Source organism: Streptomyces sp. NPDC002785, from assembly GCF_040295565.1.
Lineage (GTDB): Bacteria > Actinomycetota > Actinomycetes > Streptomycetales > Streptomycetaceae > Streptomyces.
Window position 1 is genome coordinate 1 of the sequence record NZ_JBEOVN010000104.1, and the last position, 25,187, is coordinate 25,187.

Annotated in this window: 22 protein-coding genes; 10 read left to right on the forward strand and 12 right to left on the reverse strand. The window is 68.7% G+C overall.

The window, feature by feature from the left end:
- The 6 genes from ABTZ94_RS22755 to ABTZ94_RS22780 form a co-directional block, all read left to right on the forward strand.
- A partial coding sequence (locus tag ABTZ94_RS22755) for a transposase (protein ID WP_030183493.1) occupies positions 1-98 on the forward strand: 98 nt, incomplete at its 5' end.
- Between the two features lie 189 nt (positions 99-287).
- Positions 288-1,073, forward strand: coding sequence for a helix-turn-helix domain-containing protein (locus tag ABTZ94_RS22760; protein WP_351202908.1), 786 nt, complete (start codon positions 288-290; stop codon positions 1,071-1,073).
- Positions 1,070-1,321: a DUF397 domain-containing protein gene (locus ABTZ94_RS22765; protein ID WP_351202888.1), complete on the forward strand. Its 252-nt coding sequence runs from the start codon at positions 1,070-1,072 to the stop codon at positions 1,319-1,321. The genes ABTZ94_RS22760 and ABTZ94_RS22765 overlap by 4 nt, the downstream gene beginning before the upstream one ends.
- A gap of 30 nt (positions 1,322-1,351) precedes the next feature.
- On the forward strand, positions 1,352-2,017 hold the full coding sequence (locus ABTZ94_RS22770; RefSeq protein ID WP_351202889.1) for a maltokinase N-terminal cap-like domain-containing protein: 666 nt from the start codon (positions 1,352-1,354) through the stop codon (positions 2,015-2,017).
- Between the two features lie 84 nt (positions 2,018-2,101).
- Positions 2,102-2,890, forward strand: coding sequence for a DUF4253 domain-containing protein (locus ABTZ94_RS22775; RefSeq protein WP_351202890.1), 789 nt, complete (start codon positions 2,102-2,104; stop codon positions 2,888-2,890).
- Between the two features lie 48 nt (positions 2,891-2,938).
- Positions 2,939-3,283: a DUF983 domain-containing protein gene (locus ABTZ94_RS22780; RefSeq protein ID WP_351202891.1), complete on the forward strand. Its 345-nt coding sequence runs from the start codon at positions 2,939-2,941 to the stop codon at positions 3,281-3,283.
- A gap of 26 nt (positions 3,284-3,309) precedes the next feature.
- Here ABTZ94_RS22780 and ABTZ94_RS22785 read toward each other — a convergent pair whose 3' ends face one another.
- Positions 3,310-4,443: a MarR family transcriptional regulator gene (locus ABTZ94_RS22785; protein WP_351202892.1), complete on the reverse strand. Its 1,134-nt coding sequence runs from the start codon at positions 4,441-4,443 to the stop codon at positions 3,310-3,312.
- A gap of 543 nt (positions 4,444-4,986) precedes the next feature.
- Here ABTZ94_RS22785 and ABTZ94_RS22790 point away from each other — a divergent pair.
- Positions 4,987-5,451, forward strand: coding sequence for a thioredoxin family protein (locus ABTZ94_RS22790; RefSeq protein ID WP_351202893.1), 465 nt, complete (start codon positions 4,987-4,989; stop codon positions 5,449-5,451).
- A 156-nt stretch (positions 5,452-5,607) separates the two neighbouring features.
- Here the strand turns inward: ABTZ94_RS22790 and ABTZ94_RS22795 are convergent, their stop codons facing one another.
- The 11 genes from ABTZ94_RS22795 to ABTZ94_RS22845 form a co-directional block, all read right to left on the reverse strand.
- Complete coding sequence (locus ABTZ94_RS22795; protein ID WP_351202894.1) at positions 5,608-8,853, reverse strand: type I restriction endonuclease subunit R; 3,246 nt, start codon at positions 8,851-8,853, stop codon at positions 5,608-5,610.
- Positions 8,850-10,088, reverse strand: a complete 1,239-nt coding sequence (locus ABTZ94_RS22800; protein WP_351202895.1) for a restriction endonuclease subunit S — start codon at positions 10,086-10,088, stop codon at positions 8,850-8,852. Before ABTZ94_RS22800 ends, ABTZ94_RS22795 begins: the two co-directional genes overlap by 4 nt.
- On the reverse strand, positions 10,088-11,662 hold the full coding sequence (locus tag ABTZ94_RS22805) for a class I SAM-dependent DNA methyltransferase (RefSeq protein ID WP_351202896.1): 1,575 nt from the start codon (positions 11,660-11,662) through the stop codon (positions 10,088-10,090). The genes ABTZ94_RS22800 and ABTZ94_RS22805 overlap by 1 nt, the downstream gene beginning before the upstream one ends.
- Before the next feature lie 74 nt (positions 11,663-11,736).
- Positions 11,737-13,866: an N-6 DNA methylase gene (locus ABTZ94_RS22810; protein ID WP_351202897.1), complete on the reverse strand. Its 2,130-nt coding sequence runs from the start codon at positions 13,864-13,866 to the stop codon at positions 11,737-11,739.
- On the reverse strand, positions 13,863-14,534 hold the full coding sequence (locus tag ABTZ94_RS22815) for an Abi family protein (RefSeq protein WP_351202898.1): 672 nt from the start codon (positions 14,532-14,534) through the stop codon (positions 13,863-13,865). Before ABTZ94_RS22815 ends, ABTZ94_RS22810 begins: the two co-directional genes overlap by 4 nt.
- Before the next feature lie 344 nt (positions 14,535-14,878).
- Positions 14,879-15,868 carry a porphobilinogen synthase gene (gene hemB / locus ABTZ94_RS22820; protein WP_351202899.1) on the reverse strand — a complete coding sequence of 330 codons (990 nt, stop codon included), beginning with the start codon at positions 15,866-15,868 and terminating at the stop codon, positions 14,879-14,881.
- Positions 15,869-15,993: 125 nt separating this feature from the next.
- Positions 15,994-17,664: a bifunctional uroporphyrinogen-III C-methyltransferase/uroporphyrinogen-III synthase gene (locus ABTZ94_RS22825; RefSeq protein ID WP_351202900.1), complete on the reverse strand. Its 1,671-nt coding sequence runs from the start codon at positions 17,662-17,664 to the stop codon at positions 15,994-15,996.
- Positions 17,661-18,647, reverse strand: a complete 987-nt coding sequence (hemC, locus tag ABTZ94_RS22830; RefSeq protein WP_351202901.1) for a hydroxymethylbilane synthase — start codon at positions 18,645-18,647, stop codon at positions 17,661-17,663. The genes ABTZ94_RS22825 and hemC overlap by 4 nt, the downstream gene beginning before the upstream one ends.
- Complete coding sequence (locus tag ABTZ94_RS22835; protein ID WP_351202902.1) at positions 18,644-20,137, reverse strand: glutamyl-tRNA reductase; 1,494 nt, start codon at positions 20,135-20,137, stop codon at positions 18,644-18,646. Before ABTZ94_RS22835 ends, hemC begins: the two co-directional genes overlap by 4 nt.
- A complete protein-coding gene (locus ABTZ94_RS22840; protein ID WP_351202903.1) occupies positions 20,134-20,907 on the reverse strand; it encodes a redox-sensing transcriptional repressor Rex in 774 nt (257 codons plus the stop codon). Before ABTZ94_RS22840 ends, ABTZ94_RS22835 begins: the two co-directional genes overlap by 4 nt.
- Before the next feature lie 272 nt (positions 20,908-21,179).
- On the reverse strand, positions 21,180-21,455 hold the full coding sequence (locus ABTZ94_RS22845; protein ID WP_351202904.1) for a glutaredoxin family protein: 276 nt from the start codon (positions 21,453-21,455) through the stop codon (positions 21,180-21,182).
- A 170-nt stretch (positions 21,456-21,625) separates the two neighbouring features.
- Between ABTZ94_RS22845 and ABTZ94_RS22850 the strand changes: the two genes are divergently transcribed.
- The 3 genes from ABTZ94_RS22850 to ABTZ94_RS22860 all read left to right on the forward strand — a co-directional run bounded on the left by ABTZ94_RS22850 (position 21,626) and on the right by ABTZ94_RS22860 (position 25,141).
- The gene (locus ABTZ94_RS22850) at positions 21,626-22,579 is read left to right on the forward strand and encodes an HAD family hydrolase (protein ID WP_351202905.1); all 954 of its coding nucleotides are present in this window, start codon (positions 21,626-21,628) and stop codon (positions 22,577-22,579) included.
- 367 nt (positions 22,580-22,946) lie between these two features.
- Positions 22,947-23,723, forward strand: coding sequence for an ECF subfamily RNA polymerase sigma factor, BldN family (locus ABTZ94_RS22855; protein ID WP_351202906.1), 777 nt, complete (start codon positions 22,947-22,949; stop codon positions 23,721-23,723).
- 227 nt (positions 23,724-23,950) lie between these two features.
- Complete coding sequence (locus ABTZ94_RS22860) at positions 23,951-25,141, forward strand: DUF5667 domain-containing protein (protein ID WP_351202907.1); 1,191 nt, start codon at positions 23,951-23,953, stop codon at positions 25,139-25,141.
- Positions 25,142-25,187: the final 46 nt, after the last annotated feature.

The window sequence follows — 25,187 nt, forward strand, 5'->3', positions numbered from 1 at the left end:
GGCACCTGTGGTCGCCCTCGTACTTCTCGGCATCCTGCGGCGGAGCACCATTGGCGATCGTCCGCCAGTACATCGAGCAGCAAAAACGCCCGCTCTAGCCTGCGGGTCAGAGCAGTCTTGAGATGCGTTTCATCCCCGGCGTGAACGCCGGGGCTTTCACGCAAGATCCCAGGTAAGCGCACCCGTACAGATTTCTTGTACGGGTCGTGCACGCGTGACGTACGCACGTAGGTGGGAGTTCGAACCGTATGCACCCCAGGAAGCGGCAGCGCAAGAACGCGTCGGCAATGAAACTCGTGGGCAAACTGGTCGGCGTATTTCGCATCGCGGCCGGCCTGACCCAGGCCCAGCTCGCGGACCGGGTGGGCCACCAGGTCGAGACGATCGCCTCCATCGAGCAGGGCAGACGCGCGCTGCTGCCGGAACTGTCCTGCCGGTTGGACCAGTTACTGGAGACGAAGGGGGCGCTGGAGACGGCGGTGGAGAACATGCCGGAGATCGACCTGATCCCGGCGTGGGTCGAGCAGTACCTGGACCTGGAACGGGAAGCTCTGGCACTGTCCTGGTACGACAACCAGGTGCTCCCAGGACTTCTCCAGACGGAGCCCTACGCCCGAGCCGTCTTCCGTAACCGCGTCCCCGTCTTCAGCGAGGACGAGATCGCCATCCAGACCACGGGCCGCCTGAAGCGTCAGGAGATCCTGCACCGCACCTCGCCTCCGACCATCAGCTTCGTCGTCTGGGAACCGGTCCTGATGCTTCAACTCCTGGACGGCGAAGCGCATGCGGAGCAGCTACGCCACCTACGGGCGTGTGCCGCACTCCCCGGCATCTGCCTCCAGGTCCTGCCGCTGAACCGCCGGACCCACGCCGGACTCAATGGCCCCTTCACCCTGCTGGAAACGCCGGATTACCAGCACGTCGCCTACTCCGAGACCCAGCGCGGCAGCCTGCTTGTCTCCGACCCCGACGAGGTCAGCATCCTCGCCCAGAAATATGCGATGCTGCGAGCTCAGGCCCTCAGCCCCGAAGACACCGTGGGCCTGTTGGACCGTCTGCTGGGAGAGCAATGAGCACTGCACGTGAGTGGTTCAAGTCCAGCTACAGCGGCGACGAAGGCGGCGCCTGCCTCGAAGTTGCCTACGAGTGGCGCAAGTCGAGCTACAGCGGCGACGAAGGCGGGCAGTGCGTCGAAATCGCCGCCCACCCCTCCGCCGTCCACGTCCGCGACTCCAAGAACCCCGACGGCCCCACCCTCACCGTCGCGCCCACCACCTGGACGGCCTTCGCCGGCTTCGCCGCCGACCGGTGCCTCGGCTGAGCCCACACCCACGGGAGGAAACCCACCGCCATGGCTGTCATCCACAAGACCACACTGACGCCCACCAAGCTGGAGCTCCTCGCCACCTGGCTGCCCGCGCAGCCCTGGTACCGCGGCAAGTCGGGACAGCAGCCGGAGCTGTCCAGGACCGGCGGATTCCGGCTGGACGACCCGGAGGGCGAAGTCGGGATCGAATTCATGGCGGTCACCGACACGTCGGTGGACCAACCGGTCACGTACCAGGTGCCGTTCAGCTACCGAGGCGCACCGATCGCGGGCGCGGACGAAGCGCTCATCGGCACCACCGAACACGGGGTGCTGGGGAAGCGATGGGTCTACGACGGCACGCGTGACCCGGTTCTCGTCGCCCAGTTGTTCGCGCTGATCGTCGGCGAGGCCGAGCCGCAGATGCAGAGCACGAGCGACACCCCCGACCCCTCCGTCATCGGTTGGTTCGCGGAGTCCGGCGCCACAGCGACGATCGCCTCCACGACCGTGACCGACGACCCGAGCGGTACGGATCTCCTCGTGGAGACGGCATCCGACAGACGCCGCCTGACCATTCACATCAACCGCGTTCTCCAGCCCGGCCGGGCCACCGAGGAGCAGGCACTCGGCCACGTCACCGCGGACGCGCCGCTGCCCGACGGCACCACCGCACGCACCGCCTTCGCCGTCGTCCGCACACACCCGTGATCCACCCCGAGTCCGGCCACGGGCGGTGCCGGAGGCCGACCGCACCCCACCCCACTGTCAGTGGCCGCGTCTAGAGTCGCGGTCATGGCGACGCTCCCGAATCCGCTTCCTTCACTGGCCACCTCCGGGCTCCAACTCCCGCCCGGCAAACTGGTCGACGCGACGATCGACGAGCCGTGGCACGAGCCGCTGCTCTGGTGCGCCGACGAACCCGCGTCCCCCGGGACATGGGCCGCGCTGCGCGCCGTGGGGCGACCGGTCGGGCTTCTGCCCGTGCTGGTGGACGGCGGGATACGCGACCAGTGGCCGGATGCCTGGGATCTCGCCCCGGCCATGATGACGTACCCGGGCGACCACGACGCCGAGGACGTGCTCAGCGAGTTCTGGGAGGCGTACGCCCCCGACGAACTCGATGCCGACGACGAGTGGCCGGGCCTGGCGCCCGCCCCGTCCGTGTCCGGACCCGACGCCCCGGACGACCTCGCGGCCGAGATCGCCGACCAGCTCACCGATCCGGGAGGGCCGTTGGACGGGCTACGGATGGCCCTGGCCCCCGCACGCCGCAGCGCGGACATTCCGGCGGCGATCGGCTGGACGGGCCCGCTCAACCACGAGAACGACGTGGCACGGCTCTGCGCGGTGCTGCGTTCCTGGGAGGACCGCTTCGGCATACGGATCGTGGTGCTCGGCTTCGACACTCTGATCGTCTCGGTCGGCCGGCCGCCCACGACGATCGAGGAGGCACGGGCCCTGGCCGCCGAACACTTCGCGTTCTGCCCGGACAACGTCAACCAGTCGACGCTCAGCAGCCTGGACGCGTATGCGGAGAAGGCACTGCTGGACCAGGAGACGTGGGCCTTCTGGTGGGACTGAGTACGGCAACTCATGTGGTCTCCACGGATGCCTAGTTGACTCGCACACATGCCCGAAGAAACCTTGGCTCCCCCTCGTCCGCGCACCTGGATCGCCTCGCTGATCTCCACGTTCGTGACGCTTCCGCTCGCGTTCATCGCCCTGGTCCACAGCATGCTTTCGCCGATGGCCTGCGATTCCTGCTCGGACGCCGATTCCGACCGCTTCGACGCCAGCTTCGGTCCGGCGTGGACGGTGTCGTGCTGCGGCCTGACGCTGGCCGTGGTGGCGCTGGTCGCGAGCTGGGTGTTCAACAGGCGCAGGCCGCCGGTCGCGATCACCCTCGCCGTGCTCGCACCCGCCACCGCGTTCGTCACGTGGGTGACCTTCATGGCCGTGGTCGACTGGCCCTGAGGCGTGTTTCCGCGTCAACTGCAGGGTCAGGGGGCCTTGAGCAGATCGCGGAGTTCGCTCACATAGGCACGCACCTCACGCCCGGCGGCGGGCCCGGTGACGGCATCCGGAGCGAGGACCGCACCATGGGCGGCCTGTCGGCAGGGGCGGCAGAGGCCGTCGGGAAGCGCGTCGGGGCGGCCGGGGGCGCCGCACTGGGCGCATTCCACCATCACGCGGCGGACAGGGCCCGCAGGAACGTCCGGGGCAGCGGGCAGCGCGGGCGGGATCTTGTCCTTGAGCCGGCGGCGCAGGAATCCGACGGGTGAGTCGACCCGGGCGGGAAGTCCGGCGGTGAGCGCCTGGGTGAGGTAGTCCGTACTCACGCCGCGTGCGAGCCATTCCGTGGCGCGTGCCTCCAGCGCCTCGCAGTCGGCGGCGGAGAGGGCCAGCCGGTGGTCGACGCGCCCGAGCCGTGCCAGGGCCAGGTACGCGGGCGAGAGACACCCCGGGCCCGGCTGCGCGGGTACGGCGGTCACGGGTGTGGCGGGCGTATCGGCGGTGGCCCCAGGTGCCGGAATCGGGACCTGCGCGCGGTGCCGGGGCGACAGCGGCGCGGTCCTCGGCGCTTCGGGCACGACTCTTGTCCAGGGCTCGGCCGCCGCCCGGGGCTCGCCCCCCGTACCAAGCTCGGCCCCCGCCCCAGGCACGCCCCCCGTACCAAGCCCCGCCCCCGCCCCAGGCCCGGCACCATCCTCCGGATCGGCCACGGCCCGCTGGTCCTCCGCGTCCAGGTAGGCGTTCCACCATTCGTTGTCGCGCGCGGTACGGGACCAGAACGTGCGGAAAACCCAGCGGACCTGCTCTCCCTCGCCCACCAGGCGACGCACCCGGCGCAGGTGCCCCGCCACCGACAGGGCGGTCAGGGCACTGCCGACGGCCTGCTGTCCGTACAGCGGCAGTTGCTTGGCCAGGGTCTTCACATTCATCGCCGCACCGTCGGGCAGGTGGTCGACGAACCCGGCGACATACCGCTCCCGTTCGGGCAGCAGGGCGAAGTCGTCGGTGCGGCGCGGATGTTGGTCCGGCGCGGATCGCTTGCCGTAACCGGGCTTGGCCATCGGATACGCGGGCGAGGATGCGGGCGCGCACAGGACAGGGCTAAGGTTTTGGGTAGCCACGAGATCGCTCTTTCGATCTTGGGGTGAGACCCCGGCCCGGTGCGCTAACACCGTGTCGGGGTCGTTTCGTTGTCGGCACCGTAAGCAGTCGCGACACCGCGCTGCAAGTCGGTCACCATTAGTCATACTTGCTGGCCGTGACGGGTCAGGGAGGTGGGTCGGTTTTCCCAACCACCCTTCTTTTCCCACCGGTTGAAGAAGTCGCTCGAATCCCGGAGCCCGAGTCCCGGCGCTCGCGTCCCGACGCCCGAATCCCGAGGCTCACCGCCCGGCCGCGGCCCCGGCCCGTCCCCCGCACGAGTGAACCAGCGGGCCCGGGGCTCGAATCCCGGAGCCCGGAGCCCGGGTTCCGGGCGGGGAGTCGGGGCCTACCGACGCGCGGTGCCCAGAATGGTGCGGATGTCGTCCGCGCCGCAGGCGGCGGGGCCGGTGGTGGCGGCGCGGTCGGCGATGCGCATGCCTTCAGGCCGGCCCTTGACCTTCCAGTGCGCTGGTCTAGCGTCGGGTGCAGGAGAAGAACAGTTGTCTGGAAGGACACGGCGAATGCGGATCACGGTGCTGACAGTGGCGGACTGCCCGAACGCGCAGCCCGCGCTGGAACGCGTCACTACCGCGCTGGACGGCCGGGACGCGAAGGTGGAACTGGTGAAAGTGACCAATGAGACCGAGGCCGCCCAGCGGGGCATGTACGGGTCGCCGACGATCCTGATCAACGGCACCGACCCGTTCGCGCCCCCCGGCGCGGTGCCGAGCCTGTCGTGCCGGCTGTACCGGGACGCCGACGGCACTGTGTCCGGCGTGCCGGGCGAGACCGCCCTGCGTCAGGCCCTGGCCGGGGCGACCGCGCCCGGACAGGACGCCGACGTGCCGGACTGCTGCACCCAGCAGCCGGACGCCCTGGACGTGGTCGGCCGGGACGGCCGAGGGCGCCGCGCGCCCGCCGCGCGCGGCCTGCGCGCGGTACACCAGCAGGCAACCAGTAACAACACGCAGCCTGACCGAGCCTGAGGCGTCGTGTCGCCGGTCTTCGAATCCGGGGGGCGACGCGGACACTCCCGACGCGGCGTTCATCGCATACGGAGCATTCATCGCGAGGGGACGGGCCTGACGGCAGGCCCCCTCCCCCAGGGTCCGAGACTCGGAACCCGAGCAAGAAGGGACCGGTCAGGCCATCGACTCGGCCAAGTCTTCCGCCTGCTTCAGAACCCGCTCGATCGCCGCAGGCTGCTTGTCCGGCGGATATCCGTACTTCCGCAGAAGCCGGAGCACCCGGGCCATGATCCGGTCCCTGGCCTGCTCCTTCACCTTCCAGTCGACAGTGACGTCCTTGCGGATCTGCTCGTACAGCTCGTGCGCGATCCGGGCGAGGATCGAGTCCTTCATCTGCTCGACCGCCGAGGGGTCGGCAGCCAATGCGTCGTAGAAGGCCAGCTCGTCCTCGGTCAGCCCAAGCTTCTTTGCCCGACCCCGGTCGGCGGACACCTCCTGCGCCAGCTCGACGAGGAATTTCATGAACTCGGCCGCTGTCAAAAGCCCGTTCGTGTACCGGTTCATCGCCGCCTTCACCCGGTTGGTGAAGGTCTCCTGACGGGTGAGGTTACGAGGATGGGCGTCCCTGATCTCTTTGATCAGCGCCCGCCGCAGGGCCTCGATGGCGAGGTTCGGGTGCTTGGACGCCTGGAGCTTCCGCAGCATGGACTCGTCGAGATGGGACAGGTCAGGCTTCGTCAGGCCGGCCGCGTCGTAGATGTCCACGACCCCGTCGGCCGCCACGACCGAGGCATTGAGCTGGGCGATCAGCAGCTCCACATCCGCCGCCGTCGCGGTGCCCTGCTCCTCCCGCTCCTCAGCGGTGTATTTCTCCCGCGTCCTGGTCACGGTTTCGATGAACCGGATGTCGGGCAGCAGATCCTGCACGCGCGGGTCGGTTGGGCAGAGCGAAAACGCCTGGCGGAGCAGACCCGCGTGGTACATGAATCGCTGCCTGCGCGTCGCCTGCTCGGGCCCCAGACCTGGCTCCGGCGTGATCAGGAACTCCAGCACCTCGGTGAGAGCCTCCCGGTAGGCACGGGGGCCGCCCGCCGTAAGGATCCGCCGCCAGGAGCAACCGTGCAACACGTCCATGATCTGCTGATGGCTCTCCCGCACCAGCTGAACCGCACCCGCGAGATCGGCGCCCAGCATGGGGTTCGCCTGATCCTGCTCGGAGTACTCGGCGAGGGCTTCCTTGATCTCCCGTATGACACCCTGGAAATCGACGACCAGCCCGGACGGCTTCCCCGGCCAGGTCCGGTTGACGCGGGCGATGGCCTGCATGAGCGCGGCGCCCCGCATGCGCTTGTCAAGGTAGAGCGTGTGCAGAGGCGGTGCGTCGAAGCCGGTCAGCCACAGGGACTGAACGATGACCAGCTCCAGCTCGTCGTCCGCATCCGTCACTCGCTGCTGAATCTTCTTCAGCTGTGTGGGAGTACGGACGTAGTCGGCGACCTCCTCGCTGTCCGTGGCAGCGTTGCCCGTGAAGACGACACGGATGCGCCCGGTGTCGTCGGTCAGCAACTGCGACTTCGGGTCGCGCACCCCCGCCCACTCAGGGCGGCGACGGATCACCTCCTCGAACAGCCGCGCGGCGATCACACGGGACGCGCAGACGACCATGCCCTTACCGGGTCGGCCGGTCAGCTTTCGCATCTCTGTACTACGGGCATCCCAGTGCTCCAGCAGGTGCCCGGCCAGCTCCCGGATGCGTCCCGGAGAACCGATCAGGTCCTCGTAACGCCCGAACTGCATACGGGCGGCGCGCTTCTCATCCTCGGACAGCCCCTCGACCAGACCCTCCGCGCGGGCGTCCAGATCGTCGAGGTCTGCATCCTCGATGAGGTCGACCCGGACGAGGTGGGCCTCATAGAACACGGGCACGGTCGCGCCGTCGTCGACGGCCTGGGTGAGGTCGTAGGTGTGGATGTTCTTGCCGAAGACGCCCTGTGTGCTCCCAGTGCTGTTGTTGATGGGAGTGCCGGTGAAGGCGATGAAGGTGGCGTTCGGGAGAGCGTCGCGAAGGTTGCGGGCGTAGCCGTCGATGAAGTCGTAGTGGCTGCGGTGGGCCTCGTCGATGACGACGATCACATCGCGGCGCGACGAGATCTGCGGGTGTCGGGCGCCGGCCTTGCGCTCGGCCTCGGTGAGCCGGAACTTCTGCAGCGTGGCGAAAACGACCCCGCCGTTGCTCTTCGGACTGTTCAGCAACTCGCGCAACTGCACGGCGTCGGCGGCCGTCTCCGGCTTCTCCTTGATCCTCTTGTAAAGGGTGTCGCTGGCAACGAACGTCCGGAACAGCTGATCGTCGAGGTCGATCCGGTCGGTGAGCATGACGAAGGTCGGGCTGGACAACTCGGGCGTGGAAGCCACCTTCCCCACGTAGAAGAGCATCTCCTCGCTCTTCCCCGCGCCCTGGGTGTGCCAGACGACGCCTGCCCTGCCGTCGGTCGCGATGGCCGACTCGGTGGCGCGGACGGCGGCGTTCACGGCGATGTACTGGTGCGCCTTGGCAAGCTTGACCGTGTTGACGTCGCCCGATTCCTCGGCCGAGTAGGAGAGGAAGTGTCCGATCAGGTCGAGGAGGCGGGCCGGCTCAAACGCTCCGTACAGCATGCGCTCCAGCGCCCGCCCGTCCTGGCGTTCGTGCTTGCGCAGCATGCGGTCGTGCTCGTCGGCGTGCCAGGGGGCCATGTGCTGCCAGGGCGTGAAGGGCGTGCCCATGCGGGCGGTGACACCGTCGGAAGCGAGCATGACGAGGAATGTGGCGAAGGTGCCGGTCTGCTTCAGCTCACGCCGGTAGCCCTGGAGCTGGTCGTAGGCGGTACGGGCGCTGTCATTGCTGTCGGCCTTCTTCAACTCGACGACGGCGAGCGGGAGCCCGTTCACGTACAGGACGATGTCGAATATGAACGTCCGGTCCTTGACGCTCTTCACCCGGACCTGGCCGGCGGCGATCAGGTCGTTGGCGTGCGGGTCGCCGAAGTCGACGGGCCGGATGACGGCGTGGCGCTTCTCGCCGGTGACGGGGTCGTCGTAGGGGACGGAGACCCCGCCGGTCAGCCGCTCGTAGAACCGGTGGTTCTCGCGCAGGTCGTGCTGCGTGGACTGGGCAAGGAGCAGAGGTATGGCATCGTCGGCAACGCTCTCGGGCAGTTGCGGGTAGCGGCGCCGGATCGCCTTGCGGAGGTTGGGATACAGGACGAGGTCCCCCCACCCCTTCCGCACGCCGTAGGAGGGCCCCAACTCGGCCCCGGGCACATGCTGCCACCCGCACTCGGCAAGCACCCCGAGGGCGTGCAGCTCGAGCTCCTGCTCGGTGAGGCGGTCGATGGGGGGCTCGCCGACGGGGTGAGACCTTGATCCGGCGTTGGTCATACGGCCTCCTCTACGACGCGCGTTGCGTCCTTGACACGGAGCTTTCCGGTGACGAGCTGGGGGAGGAGGGTGTCGCGGAGGTCGGCGAGGGTTCGCGACTCGGCATCCAATGCCTTAGCGAGCTCGAACGCAGGAACACAGTGATCCTCCAGGTCAGCCAGCGCTTGAGCTTGTGGCCGAGGCATGAGGAAGCCCACCAAGCGATCCACCTGGCAACGCTGTCGTCCAGAGGAGCCGGTCATGCTCGTGATCGCATGAGCGCGAAAGCGCGGACTACGTGCAACCAAATATGCGAAATGCGCAGGGACTCCCGAACGCGGACGCATGACGATGAACTCAGTGGAACCGAATCCAATCTCCACCGGCTTCATGAAGTCGATGAAAGCAGTTTTCCCATTCTCTAGGCATGGAGTAATGCGGGCCATTACCGTGTCGCCATTCATGAAGCGCGCCCCACCGCTCGGAGCCCTCACGCTCCATTGGTTCACTCTCGCCGACGCTGTGGGAAGTGCCGCCATGTCGACATACACGGCTTCGTCCACCCGAGGCTTCGGGATCTTGGGATTGAACTCGATCAGCTCATCCACCTGGACTGCCTCATCGGAGGCTTGCACGTCACTGTCAAATCCATGACTGGTAAAGCGCGCCTGCAGGAGGCGCTCCGTTGTTGCAACAATCCGCCCGTTCGCGGCGATCTTGTCGTCCAACGCGCCTAGCACCTCGGCAATGGCTTGCTGATACGCCAACGGCGGGCAAGGGACTCTCAGCCCACGGATAGAGGTGAGCGGAGTTGAAATTCCCGGCACACCGACAGTCGACGTGTGCGCGAGGATGCCACTCTGACCTTGCGGAGACTTAAACCAGTAGTAATAAAATTCCGGAGATACTCGGCCTTCATCAAGGCGACATTTGACCTGACTCGAGCCAATGACATACCGCGAGAATCGGGGGTTCCTTGGGATCATCGAGACTTGCCCGATCGTCCCTCTGTGCGTAAAAATCAGATCGCCGGGAGCGACATTGGCCGAGGATAGATCATTCGCTTTCTCGTGAGAGATGTACACGAAATCATCCTCGACAAAGATCCCCCTCGCCAAATTCACACCCCGCACCACCGGAACGCCAACTGCCGTGTAGTTCTCCTTTGTGATCTTCGAGCCGAAGGGCCCCATTGCGAAAGCCCCGCGTTCAGCGGCTGCCAACGACCCGAAAGGCACGAAGTTGAAGTCCTCCATCACACCCTCCCCAGCTGCTCGTCCACAACCTTCGCCAACCGCTCCGACTCCGCGAACTGCTCCCGCAGCAACGCCGTAAGCCGCACGATCTTCGCCTCCACCGGCTCCGCGTCCGGGTCGACCTCCGCCTCCGCCGTCCCCACGTACCGCCCCGGGGTCAGCACATAGTCATGCTCGGCGATGGTCTCCAGGGCAACGCTCGCGCAGAAGCCCGCCACGTCCTCGTACGGCTTCGCCCCCTCCGCCCCTCGCCACGCGCGCACCGTGGCACCGATACGGTCGACGATCTCGTCGGGCGTCAGCTCCCGCAGCGTGCGGTTCTTCATCACGCCGAACTCACGCGCGTCGATGAACAACACCTCGCCCTTGCGCCCCCGCACCCACTCCGAGTGCCGTCCCTTCCCCTCCGCCAGGAACCACAGGCAGGCCGGGATCTGCGTCGACCGGAACAACTGCCCCGGCAGCGCGATCATGCACATCACCAGGTCGTCCTCGACCATGCCCCGGCGGATGTCGCCCTCGCCGGACTGCTTGCTGCTCATCGAGCCGTTGGCCAGGACCACGCCCGCCCGGCCGTTCGGCGCGAGCTTGCTGATCATGTGCTGGAGCCACGCGTAGTTCGCGTTGCCGACGGGCGGCGCCCCATACACCCACCGCCGGTCCATGCCGAGCATCTCCCCGCCCCAGTCGGAGATGTTGAACGGCGGGTTGGCCATCACCACGTCCGCCTTGAGTGCCGGGTGCTGGTCGTTGCGGAAGGTGTCGGCCGGTTCGTCGCCCAGGTTCGCCTCGACTCCATGGATGGCCAGGTTCATATGGGCCAACTGCCAGGTCGTCTGGTTGAGTTCCTGGCCGAACACGGAGACGTTCAGCGGGTTGCCGCCGTGCGACTCGATGAACTTCTCCGCCTGCACGAACATGCCGCCCGACCCGCACGCCGGGTCGTAGACCCGCTCGCCCTGCTGCGGTTCCAGCACTTCCACCAGGAGCTGGACCACGCTTTCCGGGGTGAAGTACTCCCCGCCCTTGCGGCCCTCCTTGAGCGCGAACTCGGCCAGGAAGTACTCGTACACCTCGCCCATGATGTCCCGCGCACCCTTGCGGCGGCCGTCATCGCCCAACTGCTCCTGGAAGGCAAGCCGGTCCAGCAGCCTGATCAGCCCGACGAGGCGTTCCTCATCGACCTGGCCGCTGGCGTAGATCTTGGGCAGGGTCTTCTTCAGCGCCGGGTTCTGGGCCTCGATCGCCAGCATCGCGGCGTCGATCGCCTCGCCGGCGGTCTGGCCCTCCACGGTCGTGCCGGCCCGTTCGAGAACGGCTTCCCAGCGAGCCGCCTGGGGCACGTAGAAAATGCCGGCACCGGTGTACTCGCGCCGTTCCTCCAGCGTGACGAGGATGTCCTCCTCACTCCATCCGCCCTCCTCCCTCAGCTCGGCCTCCATCTGCATGCGCTTCTCACTCATCGCGGCGGAGACGTACTTGAGGAAGACGAGACCCAGCACGAAGTGCTTGTAGGCGGCGGCGTCCAGGCTGCCGCGCAGCTTGTCCGCGGCTTGCCACAGGATCTGCTTCATGTGGGCGGGCTCGGTCTTCTTCCGAGGTGGCACAGGATTCTCGTTTCTCTCGTGGTTCGTAGGGGCCTCGGCTGTCAGTCCCGGGGACCGGGCCCGTGAGCAGAACGCTTGCGCAGACTCAGGTCGCCGTCCGCGACGCCCGCCGCCAGGCGTTCGGCCAGCGTGTCCAGCGCGGCCAACTGGCGTTGCACGTCGGCGCGGTGGCGTTCCGCCTCGGCCAGGATCTCTTCGAGGTCGGCGATCTCCTCGACCGGCAGCTGCGGCAGGTCCATGTCCCGTACGCTCACCCGCCGCACGAGCGATCCGCTGCCGCGCTGCTGGTTGCGGGGCGCGGCCAGCAGGTGGGCCAGCGTGTGGGGACGCATCCACAGGTTCCGCGAATCCGGCGCCTCGCCCCTGGTCGGCTCCGTCTGATACTCCTGGTACGCCGCGATCCGCAGCCCCTGCACCGGCGCGAGCAGTACGCAGCCGCCCGCATCGTCCACCTGTGCGCGTACCCCGTGCTCGGTCAGCAGGAAGACATCGCCGCGATTGGTGATCGCCGCCTGCGGATAGGCGGCGAGATCTTCCGGAAGGATCCGTCGGCCACCGATCGCAAGCGCGCCCAGCATCTCCTCCCGCCCGATCACGGGTACCCCGGCGTCACCGATGTCGCTCTCCCGGATGCGGTGACCGGACAGCAGCTTGAGTGGTCCGGCCTTCAGCTGATCGCCCACCTTGACGTGCCGCACCGTCCGGGACCGCTTGCGTGCGACAAGAGCGCCGAGCCACTCCTTGAGCTGCGGCAGCGCGTCGAAGGCCTTCTGCCGCGCCTCCAGAGTGGCAGCAAGATGGTCAAGTCCCTGCTCCCGAGAGGCCAGCCGGTGCGCGGGCAGTACGGAGCGGCCGTCGCTGAGTGACTCGGCACCGCCGGTTGCCGACACGGCGGCGTACCGAGCCTCCTCCGCCACCGGTGACCGGCCGGTATGAAGGATCTCGACAACATGGCGGGGCCAAGCGGTACCGATGCGCCGGGCGATCCTGTCCGCGTCGACCAACAGCACCCGGCCCCTGGCCTCGGGGTCGGCGTCCCGGCGCAGAACGAGCAGGGCATGTTCCGCGCCGGTGCGGAACGGGTGGATACGGCGCGGTAGTTGCACGATCGCCGCCAAGGCATCATGTGCGAGCAGTTCTTCGCGCATGCGTACCGCTGACGTGGGCACAGTCGTACGGGGCCGGCTCAGCGTCCATGAGGGTACGACGACGTACCCACGCCCGTCCGGGTTCAGCCGGTTCACGGCTTCGTGCGCCCAGCGAAGCGGCCCGTCCTCGTCGCGTTCACGCTCGCCCGGGACATACGGAGGGTCGGCAAGGACGAAGTCGGCGGTCGGAAAGCCCCAGGGCTCCGTCGTGTCGTCCTCGAACTCACGCTGTTCCCAAGGGCGCAGGATGCCCAGTTCTTCGGGGTGGGCACAGACGTCCACAGGAGAGTCCCAGTGGGCCCAGAGCCGGTAGGTCAGCAACTTGCGCCGCAGCGGGTCGGGCTCCACGGCCACGATGTCGCCCCGGCCCCCGATGCCGTCGAGTGCGAACAACAGCTCGCCAGTGCCCGCGCACAGGTTGATCACCGATGGCTGGCCGGGGCCAGCCTCCACCGATCCCACCAGGGAGCTGATCAGATCGGCGACCACGGGGGGAGTCGTGTCCATCGCCAGGTCGGATTCCAGGCGACCGGCGAGTTCGAGTACGGCGTCGGCGGCCGCGCCGGGCGAACCCAATTCCGTCGCGAGCTCCCGGACCACACGCACCACCCTCGGGTCGGCACGAGCTACATCCGGTTGCAAATGCGGGGGCAGATACCTCTCGATGGTGTCCTTCCCCTCGCCATCCATGGCAAGGACGGCCAGCGCTTCCCCAACCAGTCGATCCGCGTTCTCCCCGTCGTGCTTGAGCGCGATCAGGCGTCGCAGCCGCAGCCCATGCCGGAATCGCTCTCCGTAGGTGGGCAGCACCCCGTCCGCGTTCGGAACACCGTCGGGGACCGGGCGCTCATCGAGCCAGCTCGCGATCTCCTCCGCGTCGAAGAGAGGCTTGCTCTCACTGCCTCCGGCCGGAAGCGGAAACGTGTCGTGCCGACGCCGCCAGTTACTGACCGTAGGCCGGCCGACCTCGGCGAGCTCCTTGATCTCGCCGAGGGTCACCGGCTCGTACCGCCGCTCCGTCACAGCGCAATCTCCTCCTCACCCGAGAGAACCCGGGCCTTGCGGGCCAGGACCGTGGGGACCCGGCTGTACTTCTCATGGCGCGCCGCCAGCTCGGGAGCGACGAGGGCCGTCAATTCGAGGGCCGTCCGGAAGTCCTCCTCCAGGCGGCGATGCGAGATGCGCTCGTGGTGTGCGATGCGGTTGCGCAAGGTCCGCATGACTTCCAACCGGTCGTGCAGGTCCTGGCGCCGCGCCCCCTTGAAGCAGTGCCGAAGCGCCGGGTACCAGTACTTCATGTCGTAGTTGCCGCGGCCGCCCGTGCTGAGCAGACCAATCCAGAAGCCGAACGACAGGGTCGCGACGACATCGCACGGAGCGTTGCCCTTCCCGCGCCGCGCCAGCTTGTCCTCGGCGTCGCGGATGTCGTCCATCGCCCAGCGGTTGGGCTCCGCCCGCCGCAGGTTCCACCAGTCGCTCCGGCCGAACTTGCCGGTGAGCTGTCGGTGGATCCGGTTGCGCAGGCTCACCTCCAGGTCGCGCAGGGGGCTGTGCAGCGCCCGCGCCGCCTCCGCGTCCCAGGTATACAGCCGCAGTGCCACCACCACGTCGCCGCGGCACTCGTCCAGGAACGGCTGGAACCGCTCCGGGGAGATGGCCTCGACTAACCACTCCTCGTTACTCTTCGTCATCGTCCGTACTTCCCTCCGTCCGGCCACCGTGTTACGGTGCCGAAGTACGCCTTGGAGTCCTGTCACCGCTTGCTTCGCCGCATAGCACACAGCCCAGGGCAGAGCCTGGTGATTTGCCCTGTACTGCCCACGCCAATTGGGCAGTACAGGGCGTCACTTTTTCCGCTGTGACAGTCGGGCTGATGCCCCATCACCGCATTGCATTGAACCTAGCGCGTTTCCCTGCAGATGTGAAGTGTCAAAAGCGAGGTACGGGTGAGAAGCCCGGTTCTCACCCGTCATTCAGACTGGATGTGGACGTGAAAAACGGGCCGCCTCCGCGACCCGTTCCCCGTGCGGCGCTCTCACAGCGTGCGCGCGACCTCCGTCGCCCAGTAGGTCAGGATCATCTGCGCACCCGCGCGCCGGATCCCGGTCAGGCTCTCCATGATCGCCGCGTCCCGGTCGATCCAGCCCTTCTCGGCGGCGGCCTCGATCATCGCGTACTCACCGCTGATCTGGTACGCGGCGACCGGCACGTCCACCGAGTCCGCGACCTTCGCCAGGATGTCGAGGTACGGTCCGGCCGGCTTGACCATGACCATGTCGGCGCCCTCTTCGAGGTCGAGCGCCAGCTCGCGCAGCGACTCGCGGGCGTTCGCCGGGTCCTGCTGGTACGTCTTGCGGTCACCCTTGAGCGAGGAGCCGACGGCCTCGCGGAACGGCCCGTAGAACGCCGACGAGTACTTCGCCGTGTAGGCGAGGATCGAGACATCCTCGTGGCCCGCCTGGTCGAGCGCGTCACGGACGACACCGACCTGGCCGTCCATCATGCCGCTGGGGCCGACCACATGGGCACCCGCGTCGGCCTGGACCTGGGCCATCTCGGCGTACCGCTCCAGCGTCGCGTCGTTGTCGACGCGGCCGTCGGCGGTCAGGACACCGCAGTGGCCGTGGTCGGTGTACTCGTCCAGGCACAGGTCCGACATGACGACGAGATCGTCACCGACCTCCTCCCGTACCGCGCGCAGACCGACCTGGAGGATGCCGTCCGGGTCGGTGCCCGCCGTGCCCCGGGCGTCCTTCTTCTCGTCCGCGGGAACGCCGAAGAGCATGATCCCGGAGACCCCGGCCGACACCGCCTCGACGGCGGCCTTCCGCAGGGTGTCCAGGGTGTGCTGCTGGACGCCGGGCATGGCCGAGATGGCGACGGGCGCGTCGATGCCCTCACGCACGAACGCGGGCAGGATCAGATTCGCCGGGGCGAGCCGTGTCTCGGCGACCATGCGCCGCATCGCCGGGGTCGTCCGCAGCCGCCGGGGGCGGGAGCCGGGGAAGTTTCCGTACACAGTCATCCTTCGAGATTAGACCCGTACACATCACCGTCTTACCGACACCCGTGCCGGAAAAACGGACCGGAGAACGAGCAGGGGTCCGGCTGCCGAAGCAGTCGGACCCCCGACACCCACGAACCGACCGGTCAGGTCGTCGTACGACGCCGCCGCGCCCCCGGACGCCGCTCGCTCGGCCGCGTCACCGGGTCACCGGCCTCCTTCGACGCCTCCCGGCGCTGCGAACCGAACGCGGCGAGGGCCTCGGCCAGCTTGTGCACCGAAGGCTCCGGCGACAGGACGTCGACGCGCAGGCCGTGCTCCTCGGCGGTCTTCGCCGTCGCCGGGCCGATACACGCGATGACGGTCACGTTGTGCGGCTTGCCCGCGATGCCGACGAGGTTGCGAACAGTCGACGACGAGGTGAAGAGCACCGCGTCGAAGCCGCCGCCCTTGATGGCCTCACGCGTGTCGGCGGGCGGCGGCGAGGCGCGGACCGTGCGGTACGCGGTGACGTCGTCGACCTCCCATCCCAGCTCGATCAGCCCGGCCACCAGCGTCTCGGTGGCGATGTCGGCGCGCGGCAGGAAGACGCGGTCGATCGGGTCGAAGACCGGGTCGTACGGCGGCCAGTCCTCCAGCAGACCGGCGGCGGACTGCTCACCGGACGGCACCAGGTCCGGCTTCACACCGAAGTCGACGAGCGCGGCGGCGGTCTGCTCGCCGACGGCCGCGACCTTGATCCCGGCAAAGGCACGGGCATCGAGCCCGTACTCCTCGAACTTCTCCCGGACGGCCTTCACGGCATTGACGCTGGTGAAGGCGATCCACTCGTAGCGGCCCGTGACCAGGCCCTTGACCGCGCGCTCCATCTGCTGGGGCGTACGAGGCGGCTCGACGGCGATCGTCGGGACCTCGTACGGCACGGCACCGTACGAACGGAGCTGGTCGGAGAGCGACGCCGCCTGCTCCTTCGTGCGCGGGACGAGCACCTTCCAGCCGAAGAGCGGCTTGGACTCGAACCACGCGAGCTGGTCGTGCTGGGCGGCGGAGCTGCGCTCACCGACCACGGCTATGACGGGCTGGTGCCCGTCCGGCGACGGAAGGACCTTCGCCTGCTTCAGGACCTGGGCGATCGTCCCGAGGGTCGCCGTCCAGGTGCGCTGGCGCGTGGTCGTACCGGCCACCGTCACGGTCAGCGGGGTGTCGGGCTTGCGGCCCGCCGAGACCAGCTCACCGGCGGCCGAGGCCACCGAGTCGAGGGTCGTCGAAATGACGGCCGTGGCATCGCTCGCGCCGACCTCGGTCCAGCAGCGGTCCGAGGCCGTACGGGCGTCGACGAACCGGACGTCGGCGCCCTGCGCGTCACGCAGCGGCACACCGGCGTACGCGGGCACGCCCACGGCGTTGGCGACCCCCGGCACGACCTCGAAGGGAATACCGGCGGCGGCGCAGGCGAGCATCTCGGCGCCGGCGCTCCCGTCCAGTCCCGGGTCGCCGGAAACGGCACGCACGACCCGCCTGCCGCCCCTGGCCGCCTCCATGACAAGATTGGCCGCATCCCTGAGAACGGGAACACCGGCGGCTGCTGACTGTGCGTCAATAATCGTCAGCTCAGGCGCGCTTACGCCTGCCCGCGCATGGCAGCGAACGACGCCGAGAACGTCCGGCTCGGCGACAAGAACGTCCGCGCTCGCGAGCGCCTCGACAGCGCGCAGAGTCAGCAGTCCCGGGTCGCCGGGACCGGCGCCGAGGAAGGTGACGTGCCCTTGTGCGGACAGGGTCGGAAAGTCGGATACGGCGGGGCCGGTGGGGCTCAAAGTGCTCGCTCCCCCATAAGACCGGCCGCACCCTTGGCGAGCATCTCGGACGCGAGTTCGCGACCGAGGGCCGCCGCGTCGTCGTGCGACGTGGGGACGGGACCGGTGGTGGACATCTGTACCAGCGAGGAACCGTCGGTGGAACCGACGACACCACGCAGGCGCAGTTCGTTGACAGCCTGTCCGTCGACCAGGAGGTCGGCCAGCGCACCCACAGGTGCGGAGCAACCGGCCTCCAGGGCGGCGAGCAGGGCACGCTCGGCGGTCACGGCGGCCCGGGTGTACGGGTCGTCGAGCTCGGCGAGTGCGGCGGCTAGGTCTGCGCTGGTCGCAGCGCATTCGATCGCCAGTGCTCCCTGGCCGGGAGCAGGCAGGACGGTGTCGACCGACAGGAAGTCGGTCACCTCGCCGGTCCGGCCGAGGCGGCTGAGCCCGGCCGCGGCGAGTACCACCGCGTCGAGCTCCCCGCTTCGTACAAATCCGATACGCGTATCGACGTTCCCCCGGATCGGCACGGTCTCGATGTCGAGGCCGTGGTTACGGGCGTACGCGTTGAGCTGCGCCATGCGGCGCGGCGAGCCGGTGCCGATGCGGGCACCGGACGGCAGCTGCTCGAAGGTCAGCCCGTCCCGCGCCACCAGTACGTCGCGCGGGTCCTCGCGCACCGGTACGGCGGCCAGCACGAGGCCCTCGGGCTGGGCGGTCGGCAGATCCTTGAGCGAGTGGACGGCGAAGTCCACCTCGCCGCGCAGCAGCGCGTCGCGCAGCGCGGCGACGAACACGCCGGTGCCGCCGATCTGCGCGAGGTGCTCCCGGGAGGTGTCGCCGTACGTGGTGATCTCGACGAGCTCGACGGCGCGCCCGGTCACCTCGCTGACCGCGTCGGCGATGAGGCCGGACTGCGCCATGGCGAGCTTGCTGCGCCGGGTCCCCAGCCTCAGCGGCTTGGTGGCCCCCGCGCCCAGGGGTGAGTTGTCGGTCATGACCGCCCTCGATTCGGGTCGTTCAGGTCTGCCCGGGAGACGGCGGCGACCGTCTGCGGGTCGAGGTCGAAGAGTTCCCGCAGCGCATCGGCGTACCCGGCACCGCCGGGCTCGCTGGCGAGCTGCTTGACCCGCACGGTGGGCGCGTGCAGGAGCTTGTCGACGACGCGGCGCACGGTCTGCGTGATCTCGGCGCGCTGCTTCTCGTCCAGGTCGGGGAGGCGTCCGTCGAGCCGCGCGATCTCGCCGGCCACCAGATCGGCGGCCATGGTGCGCAGGGCTACGACGGTCGGGGTGATGTGGGCGGCGCGCTGGGCCGCGCCGAACGCGGCGACCTCGTCGGCGACGATGGTGCGCACCTGGTCCACATCGGCGGCCATCGGGGCGTCCGCGGACGCTTCGGCGAGCGACTCGATGTCGACGAGGCGCACACCGTCGAGACGGGCTGTGGCTCCATCGATGTCGCGCGGCATGGCGAGGTCGAGCAGGGCGAGGCGGACGGGGCCGGCGCCCTGGGCGGGCACGGTGGTCCGGTGGACGGCCTGGCGCACCATACCGGTGGTGCCGTTCTCCACCCAGGCGGCGTGCCGGTCGGGGTCGGCGGGCGGCGCGGGGACAGTCGCGGCGGGCGCCTCGTGCCCGGGGTCGAAGGCCAGGCCGAGCGCTCCGGCGACGGCCTCGGCGGTCAGCACGAGACCCGTCGCTCCGGTGCACGAGACGACGACATCGGCACGTGTCAGTTCGTCGGGGACCGCGGCCATCTCCACGGCGTGAACGGCCACTCCGGTACCGCCGGACTGGCCCAGGATCTCGACGAGCCGGTCGGCACGGGCCCGGGTCCGGTTGGCGACGACGATCTCGGCGACACCGGTACGGGCCAGGGTGGCGGCGGCCAGCGAGGACATCGAGCCGGCGCCGATCACCAGGGCACGCTTGCCCCTGGCCCAGTCGGCGACATCCGCACCGGCCGCGAGCTGTTCGAGACCGAAGGTGACGAGCGACTGCCCGGCCCGGTCGATCCCGGTCTCGCTGTGGGCGCGCTTGCCGACCCGCAGGGCCTGCTGGAACAGGTCGTTCAGCAGCCGGCCGGCGGTATGGAGCTCCTGCCCCAGCGCCAGCGCGTCCTTGATCTGGCCGAGGATCTGCCCCTCGCCGACGACCATCGAGTCCAGCCCGCAGGCCACCGAGAAGAGGTGGTGTACGGCCCGGTCCTCGTAGTGCACATAGAGATACGGAGTGAGCTCGTCCAGCCCGACGCCACTGTGCTGGGCGAGGAGCGTGGACAGCTCGGCGACGCCCGCGTGGAATTTGTCCACGTCGGCGTACAGCTCGATGCGGTTGCAGGTGGCCAGCACGGCGGCCTCGGCCGCGGGCTCCGCGGCGAGGGCGTCCTGGAGCAGCTTGGCCTGCGTCTCGGTAGCCAGCGAGGCCCGTTCCAGTACGGAGACGGGGGCGCTGCGGTGGCTCAGCCCTACGACAAGAAGACTCATGCCGGCATCACGGCGGGCATGTCCCCGTCAGGTCCTTTCCGGTCGCCGGTGGCGGTGGTGGTGCGCACGGGCGGTGCGACCGGATCCGGGCTGCTCCCGGTGACATCCTCGCCGGCCTTGCGCTGCTCGTGGAAGGCGAGGATCTGAAGCTCGATGGAGAGGTCGACCTTGCGGACGTCGACCCCATCGGGCACGGAGAGCACCGTCGGCGCGAAGTTCAGGATGGAGGTGACGCCCGCGGCGACGAGCCGGTCGCAGACCTGCTGAGCGGCACCGGCCGGGGTCGAGATGACACCGATCGACACGCCGTTGTCGCCGACGATCCTCTCCAGCTCGTCGGAGTGCTGCACGGGAATCCCTGCCACGGGCGTTCCGGCCATCGCGGGGTCGGCGTCGATCAGTGCGGCAACCCGGAAACCGCGGGAGGCGAAGCCGCCGTAGTTGGCGAGCGCGGCGCCGAGGTTACCGATACCGACGATCACGACCGGCCAGTCCTGGGTGAGCCCGAGTTCGCGGGAGATCTGGTAGACGAGATACTCGACGTCGTACCCGACACCACGCGTCCCGTAGGACCCCAGGTAGCTGAAGTCCTTGCGCAACTTGGCGGAGTTGACCCCCGCCGCCGCGGCGAGCTCCTCGGACGAGACCGTGGGGACCGAGCGCTCGGAGAGCGCGGTCAGTGCGCGCAGATACAGCGGAAGTCGGGCGACGGTGGCCTCGGGAATTCCTCGGCTACGGGTCGCCGGTCGGTGATTTCGGCCAGTTGCCACGGTGCTCCTGCGGGATGAGCGGGGCTGCAGGCGGCCGTATGTCCCTGGGCCGCCCCGTCGAATGCAGGCTATGTCTTTGTGAACGCGTGCACAAAGATAGTGTCCGTTTTGTCCGGTCAAAGTGACCGGGGTCACGCACATTCGTCGCGCGATCCCGGAACCAAGGATCGCATCAGCCCGTTGCAGGCCCGAAGGGGGCAAAGCGGTACACACTCCTCATAGCCACTCCCCCGAGACCACTCAAAACGCCCATGATGGTAACCGCGTTTTCCTCAAGAAAGCAGTGCGTTGCGCAGCCTTACCGGGTCCACCCGCCAGAACGTGTGCTGTTCGTTATCAATCAGGACAACCGGGATCTGTTCCCAGTACTCCCGATGCAGCTCCTCGTCCTGGGTGATGTCCTTCTCCTCCCAGGACGCACCGGCCTCCGCACAGACCTCCCGCACCACCGCCCTCGCGTCGTCGCAGAGGTGACATCCGGGCTTCCCGACCAGGGTCACCATCCGGTCCGCGGGCTTCTTCTTCGTACGTCGCAGCAGGGCACTCATGCCTTCATTCTGCGCCGGAGGAGACCGCCACTCCGAACCGGAAGGGGACCACTTCCACCCTTGGTCCGATACGCCCCGAATCGCCCGTTCAACAAATCAGCAGCCAAGAGTTCACGGCACGGCATCCCGGCAGGTCGGGAAGGGCCGGATCGACTGGCTATGCTCACGACATGGCCGCACTTCGATGGCTCACACCCCGTAGGCACCCCGCGACAGCACGGAGCGTGCTGGCAGGCGAGGCAGCAGCTGAGGCAGCACGGAAGTCCTCCCTCCCCGACGATCAGTCCTCCGTCACCGACCAGGACACCTCTGTCCTCGGCGCGACCGAGGAAACGCCCTTCCCCGTCGTCGGCGACGACCGGGCCGCAGCCTTCTTCGACCTGGACAACACCGTGATGCAGGGCGCGGCGATCTTCCACTTCGGCCGCGGCCTGTACAAGCGGAAGTTCTTCCAGCGCCGCGAGCTGACCCGGTTCGCCTGGCAGCAGGCCTGGTTCAGACTGGCCGGCGTCGAGGACCCGGAACACATGCAGGACGCCCGCGACAGCGCCCTGTCCATCGTCAAGGGCCACCGCGTCTCCGAGCTGATGTCCATCGGCGAGGAGATCTACGACGAGTACATGGCCGACCGCATCTGGCCCGGCACCCGCGCCCTCGCCCAGGCCCACCTCGACGCCGGACAACGGGTCTGGCTGGTCACCGCCGCCCCGGTGGAGACCGCCACGATCATCGCCCGCCGCCTCGGCCTGACCGGCGCACTCGGCACGGTCGCCGAATCCGTCGACGGCGTCTACACCGGCCGCCTGGTCGGCGAGCCGCTGCACGGCCCCGCGAAGGCCGAGGCGGTCCGCGCCCTGGCGGCAGCCGAGGGCCTGGACCTCGACCGCTGTGCGGCGTACAGCGATTCGCACAACGACATCCCGATGCTGTCCCTGGTCGGACACCCGTACGCGATCAATCCGGACGCCAAGCTCCGCAAACACGCCCGCGCGCTCGACTGGCGGCTGCGGGACTACCGGACCGGCCGCAAGGCGGCCAAGGTCGGCATTCCGGCCGCGGCCGGTGTCGGCGCCCTCGCGGGCGGCACAGCGGCCGCCGTCGCCCTGCACCGCCGCCGCCGCTGACGCACACCCGTTCGCGCCTCCGCCCGATCCCGCCGGGGGCCGCCGAACCACGCCCGAACGCCTGCCGCCGATCGGGACCCCTTACCCACCGACCGCTCCCGCCAGTCGGATTGCTCGCACCCGACCACAACCCGTCGCGCCCGTAGACAGAACACGAAGTAATTCGATCAATAACCGGTCACGATGTGCGACTAAATGCAGCGATTAGTCGCTACAGAAGCGACGTAATCGGTGATTTGAGCAACTGGGTGTAGCACTCCCTGTACGAAGCGTTATTCTCCTCAGACGCATTCCGGAACTCACCACTCACTACGACGAGTGACGGTTTCGCACTGCACGTGATGGAAGCTCTGCCTCTGGGAGTCCCGTGTACCCACACGTCGGGGTTGACGCCTCGGGCCTGGCTACGCTGCGCGCAACGGTCGCCGACCGCTTGCGCGGCTTCGTCCCCACCGCGTACGCCGTACCCGCGTTTGCCACCCCTGCGCCTGTCGGCCCTTGCTACGCCATGGCCGAACGCGGTGCGGCGGTCGGAAGACGCAGCAACCGCGGCGCAACTACTACGTCCACCGTCCGCCGGCCCACCGCCGACAGCGACAGCGCGCGCATGATGGATCTTGTCGAGCGCGCACAGGCCGGCGAGGCTGACGCCTTCGGCCGCCTGTACGACCAGTACAGCGACACCGTCTACCGCTACATCTACTACCGCGTAGGCGGCAAGGCGACTGCGGAGGACCTCACCAGCGAGACCTTCCTGCGCGCCCTGCGCCGTATCTCCACGTTCACCTGGCAGGGCCGCGACTTCGGTGCCTGGCTGGTCACGATCGCCCGCAACCTGGTTGCCGACCACTTCAAGTCCAGCCGCTTCCGGCTGGAGGTGACCACCGGCGAAATGCTCGACGCCAACGAGGTCGAGCGCAGCCCGGAGGATTCCGTCCTGGAGTCCCTCTCCAACGCCGCACTGCTGGAGGCCGTGCGGCGGCTCAACCCCCAGCAGCAGGAGTGCGTGACCCTGCGCTTCCTGCAGGGCCTCTCGGTCGCCGAGACCGCCCGGGTCATGGGCAAGAACGAGGGCGCGATCAAGACCCTCCAGTACCGTGCCGTCCGTACCCTGGCCCGGCTCCTACCGGACGATGCCCGCTGAATCCGCCCCCCCGGCCGAATTACTCTCGGCGATATGATCATCACGCACTGGTCCGATCATCTTTCGTGCGTAACCCAAGTGCCGCGCCCCTCGTTGTGCCGGTTGCAGGCCCCCTGTCGTCGCCCCATGTCCGCCGACACTCACTCTTTCGTGTGGAAGCGCTCAAGGTGTGCAACCTTCCGGACCACCAGGGGAGTCGACCGTCATGACGAGAGGAGGTGCCGCCAGTGATCGCAAACGTTTCGGCACACCGGCGGGCGAACGCCTTCGCCCAGGCCCTGGAGGAGCAGTCGCTCCACGGTGCGGCGGCCGTACAGCCCGGGGAACCGGCCGAACCGGCCGCCCACGGACCGCTGTTGGCCCTGGCGAACGGCCTCGGTGAACTACCGCGGCCGGAGTTGGATCCCGAAGTCAAAGTGGTGCAGCGAGCCCAGCTCGTCGCCGCCATGGAGGCCATGTTCGCCGAGGGCGGTGCGTCCGCGGGCCCTACGGTGCCCGAACAGCGGACCAAGGGGGCCCACCGGGCCTCCCCGCTCCAGAAATTGCGTCCGCGCTCACGCTGGACGAAGGGCCTCGCGGCCGGCGGACTCACCGTCGGTGTGGCGGCGGGAGCCTTCGGCGGAGTGGCCGCTGCCAGTTCCGACGCCCTGCCGGGTGATTCGCTGTACGGGCTCAAGCGCGGCATGGAAGACATCCACCTCGGCATGGCCAGCGGCGATGCCGACCGCGGCGAGGCCTACCTCGACCAGGCATCGACCCGGCTCAGCGAAGCCCGCCGACTGATGGAGCGCGCCCGCTCCGGCGATCTGGACCACGAACAGCTCGGCGAGGTCAGGCGCACGCTCAACGGCATGACGCACGACGCCACCGAGGGCCACCGCCTGCTCCACTCCGTCTACCAGCGGGACGGCGCCATCGGCCCGATCCAGACCCTGGAGTCCTTCTCCCGCTCGCACCGCGGCAGTTGGAGCAGCCTGCGCGACCGGCTGCCGGTACAGCTGACCGATGTCGGCGACCAGGTCAGCTCAGTCTTCGACGCCATAGACGAAGAGGTCGAACCGCTGCAGTCGCTGCTGCCCCGCACCCCGGACAGGAACAGCGGTTCGCAGCAGTCGGAAGAAACGGGGCAGGGCACGGGACCGTCCCGTACGGACCAGTCCTCGCCCTCGTCACCGGAAGCCTCACAAGGCCGTACGGGCGACAGTGCCTCGCCCCACCCGTCCGACTCCGGCAGCGCCCCGTCCGACGACCTGATCACCGGCGGCACGGACGGCCTTCTCGGCACCCCGCCCCCGGGCACCACGCCGTCCACCAACGGCCGCGTCAGCCCCCCGCCCTCCCCGGACGTAACCCTGCCCCCGCTCCTCCCCGGACTGCTCCCCGGCCTGGGAATCAACGGCCAGGACGTGAACGACTAGTGCTGTGACCGCAATCCTCAGCCGCCGGACGGGCACTCAAAGCCCG

Coding starts and splice junctions, on each gene's coding strand:
- ABTZ94_RS22760 (WP_351202908.1), top strand. CDS start 288: ATGAAACTCGTGGGCAAACTGGTCGGCGTATTTCGCATCGCGGCCGGC.
- ABTZ94_RS22765 (WP_351202888.1), top strand. CDS start 1,070: ATGAGCACTGCACGTGAGTGGTTCAAGTCCAGCTACAGCGGCGACGAA.
- ABTZ94_RS22770 (WP_351202889.1), top strand. CDS start 1,352: ATGGCTGTCATCCACAAGACCACACTGACGCCCACCAAGCTGGAGCTC.
- ABTZ94_RS22775 (WP_351202890.1), top strand. CDS start 2,102: ATGGCGACGCTCCCGAATCCGCTTCCTTCACTGGCCACCTCCGGGCTC.
- ABTZ94_RS22780 (WP_351202891.1), top strand. CDS start 2,939: ATGCCCGAAGAAACCTTGGCTCCCCCTCGTCCGCGCACCTGGATCGCC.
- ABTZ94_RS22790 (WP_351202893.1), top strand. CDS start 4,987: ATGCGGATCACGGTGCTGACAGTGGCGGACTGCCCGAACGCGCAGCCC.
- ABTZ94_RS22795 (WP_351202894.1), bottom strand. CDS start 8,853: ATGACCAACGCCGGATCAAGGTCTCACCCCGTCGGCGAGCCCCCCATC.
- ABTZ94_RS22800 (WP_351202895.1), bottom strand. CDS start 10,088: ATGGAGGACTTCAACTTCGTGCCTTTCGGGTCGTTGGCAGCCGCTGAA.
- ABTZ94_RS22805 (WP_351202896.1), bottom strand. CDS start 11,662: ATGAAGCAGATCCTGTGGCAAGCCGCGGACAAGCTGCGCGGCAGCCTG.
- ABTZ94_RS22815 (WP_351202898.1), bottom strand. CDS start 14,534: ATGACGAAGAGTAACGAGGAGTGGTTAGTCGAGGCCATCTCCCCGGAG.
- hemB (WP_351202899.1), bottom strand. CDS start 15,868: ATGACTGTGTACGGAAACTTCCCCGGCTCCCGCCCCCGGCGGCTGCGG.
- hemC (WP_351202901.1), bottom strand. CDS start 18,647: ATGACCGACAACTCACCCCTGGGCGCGGGGGCCACCAAGCCGCTGAGG.
- ABTZ94_RS22835 (WP_351202902.1), bottom strand. CDS start 20,137: ATGAGTCTTCTTGTCGTAGGGCTGAGCCACCGCAGCGCCCCCGTCTCC.
- ABTZ94_RS22845 (WP_351202904.1), bottom strand. CDS start 21,455: ATGAGTGCCCTGCTGCGACGTACGAAGAAGAAGCCCGCGGACCGGATG.
- ABTZ94_RS22850 (WP_351202905.1), top strand. CDS start 21,626: ATGGCCGCACTTCGATGGCTCACACCCCGTAGGCACCCCGCGACAGCA.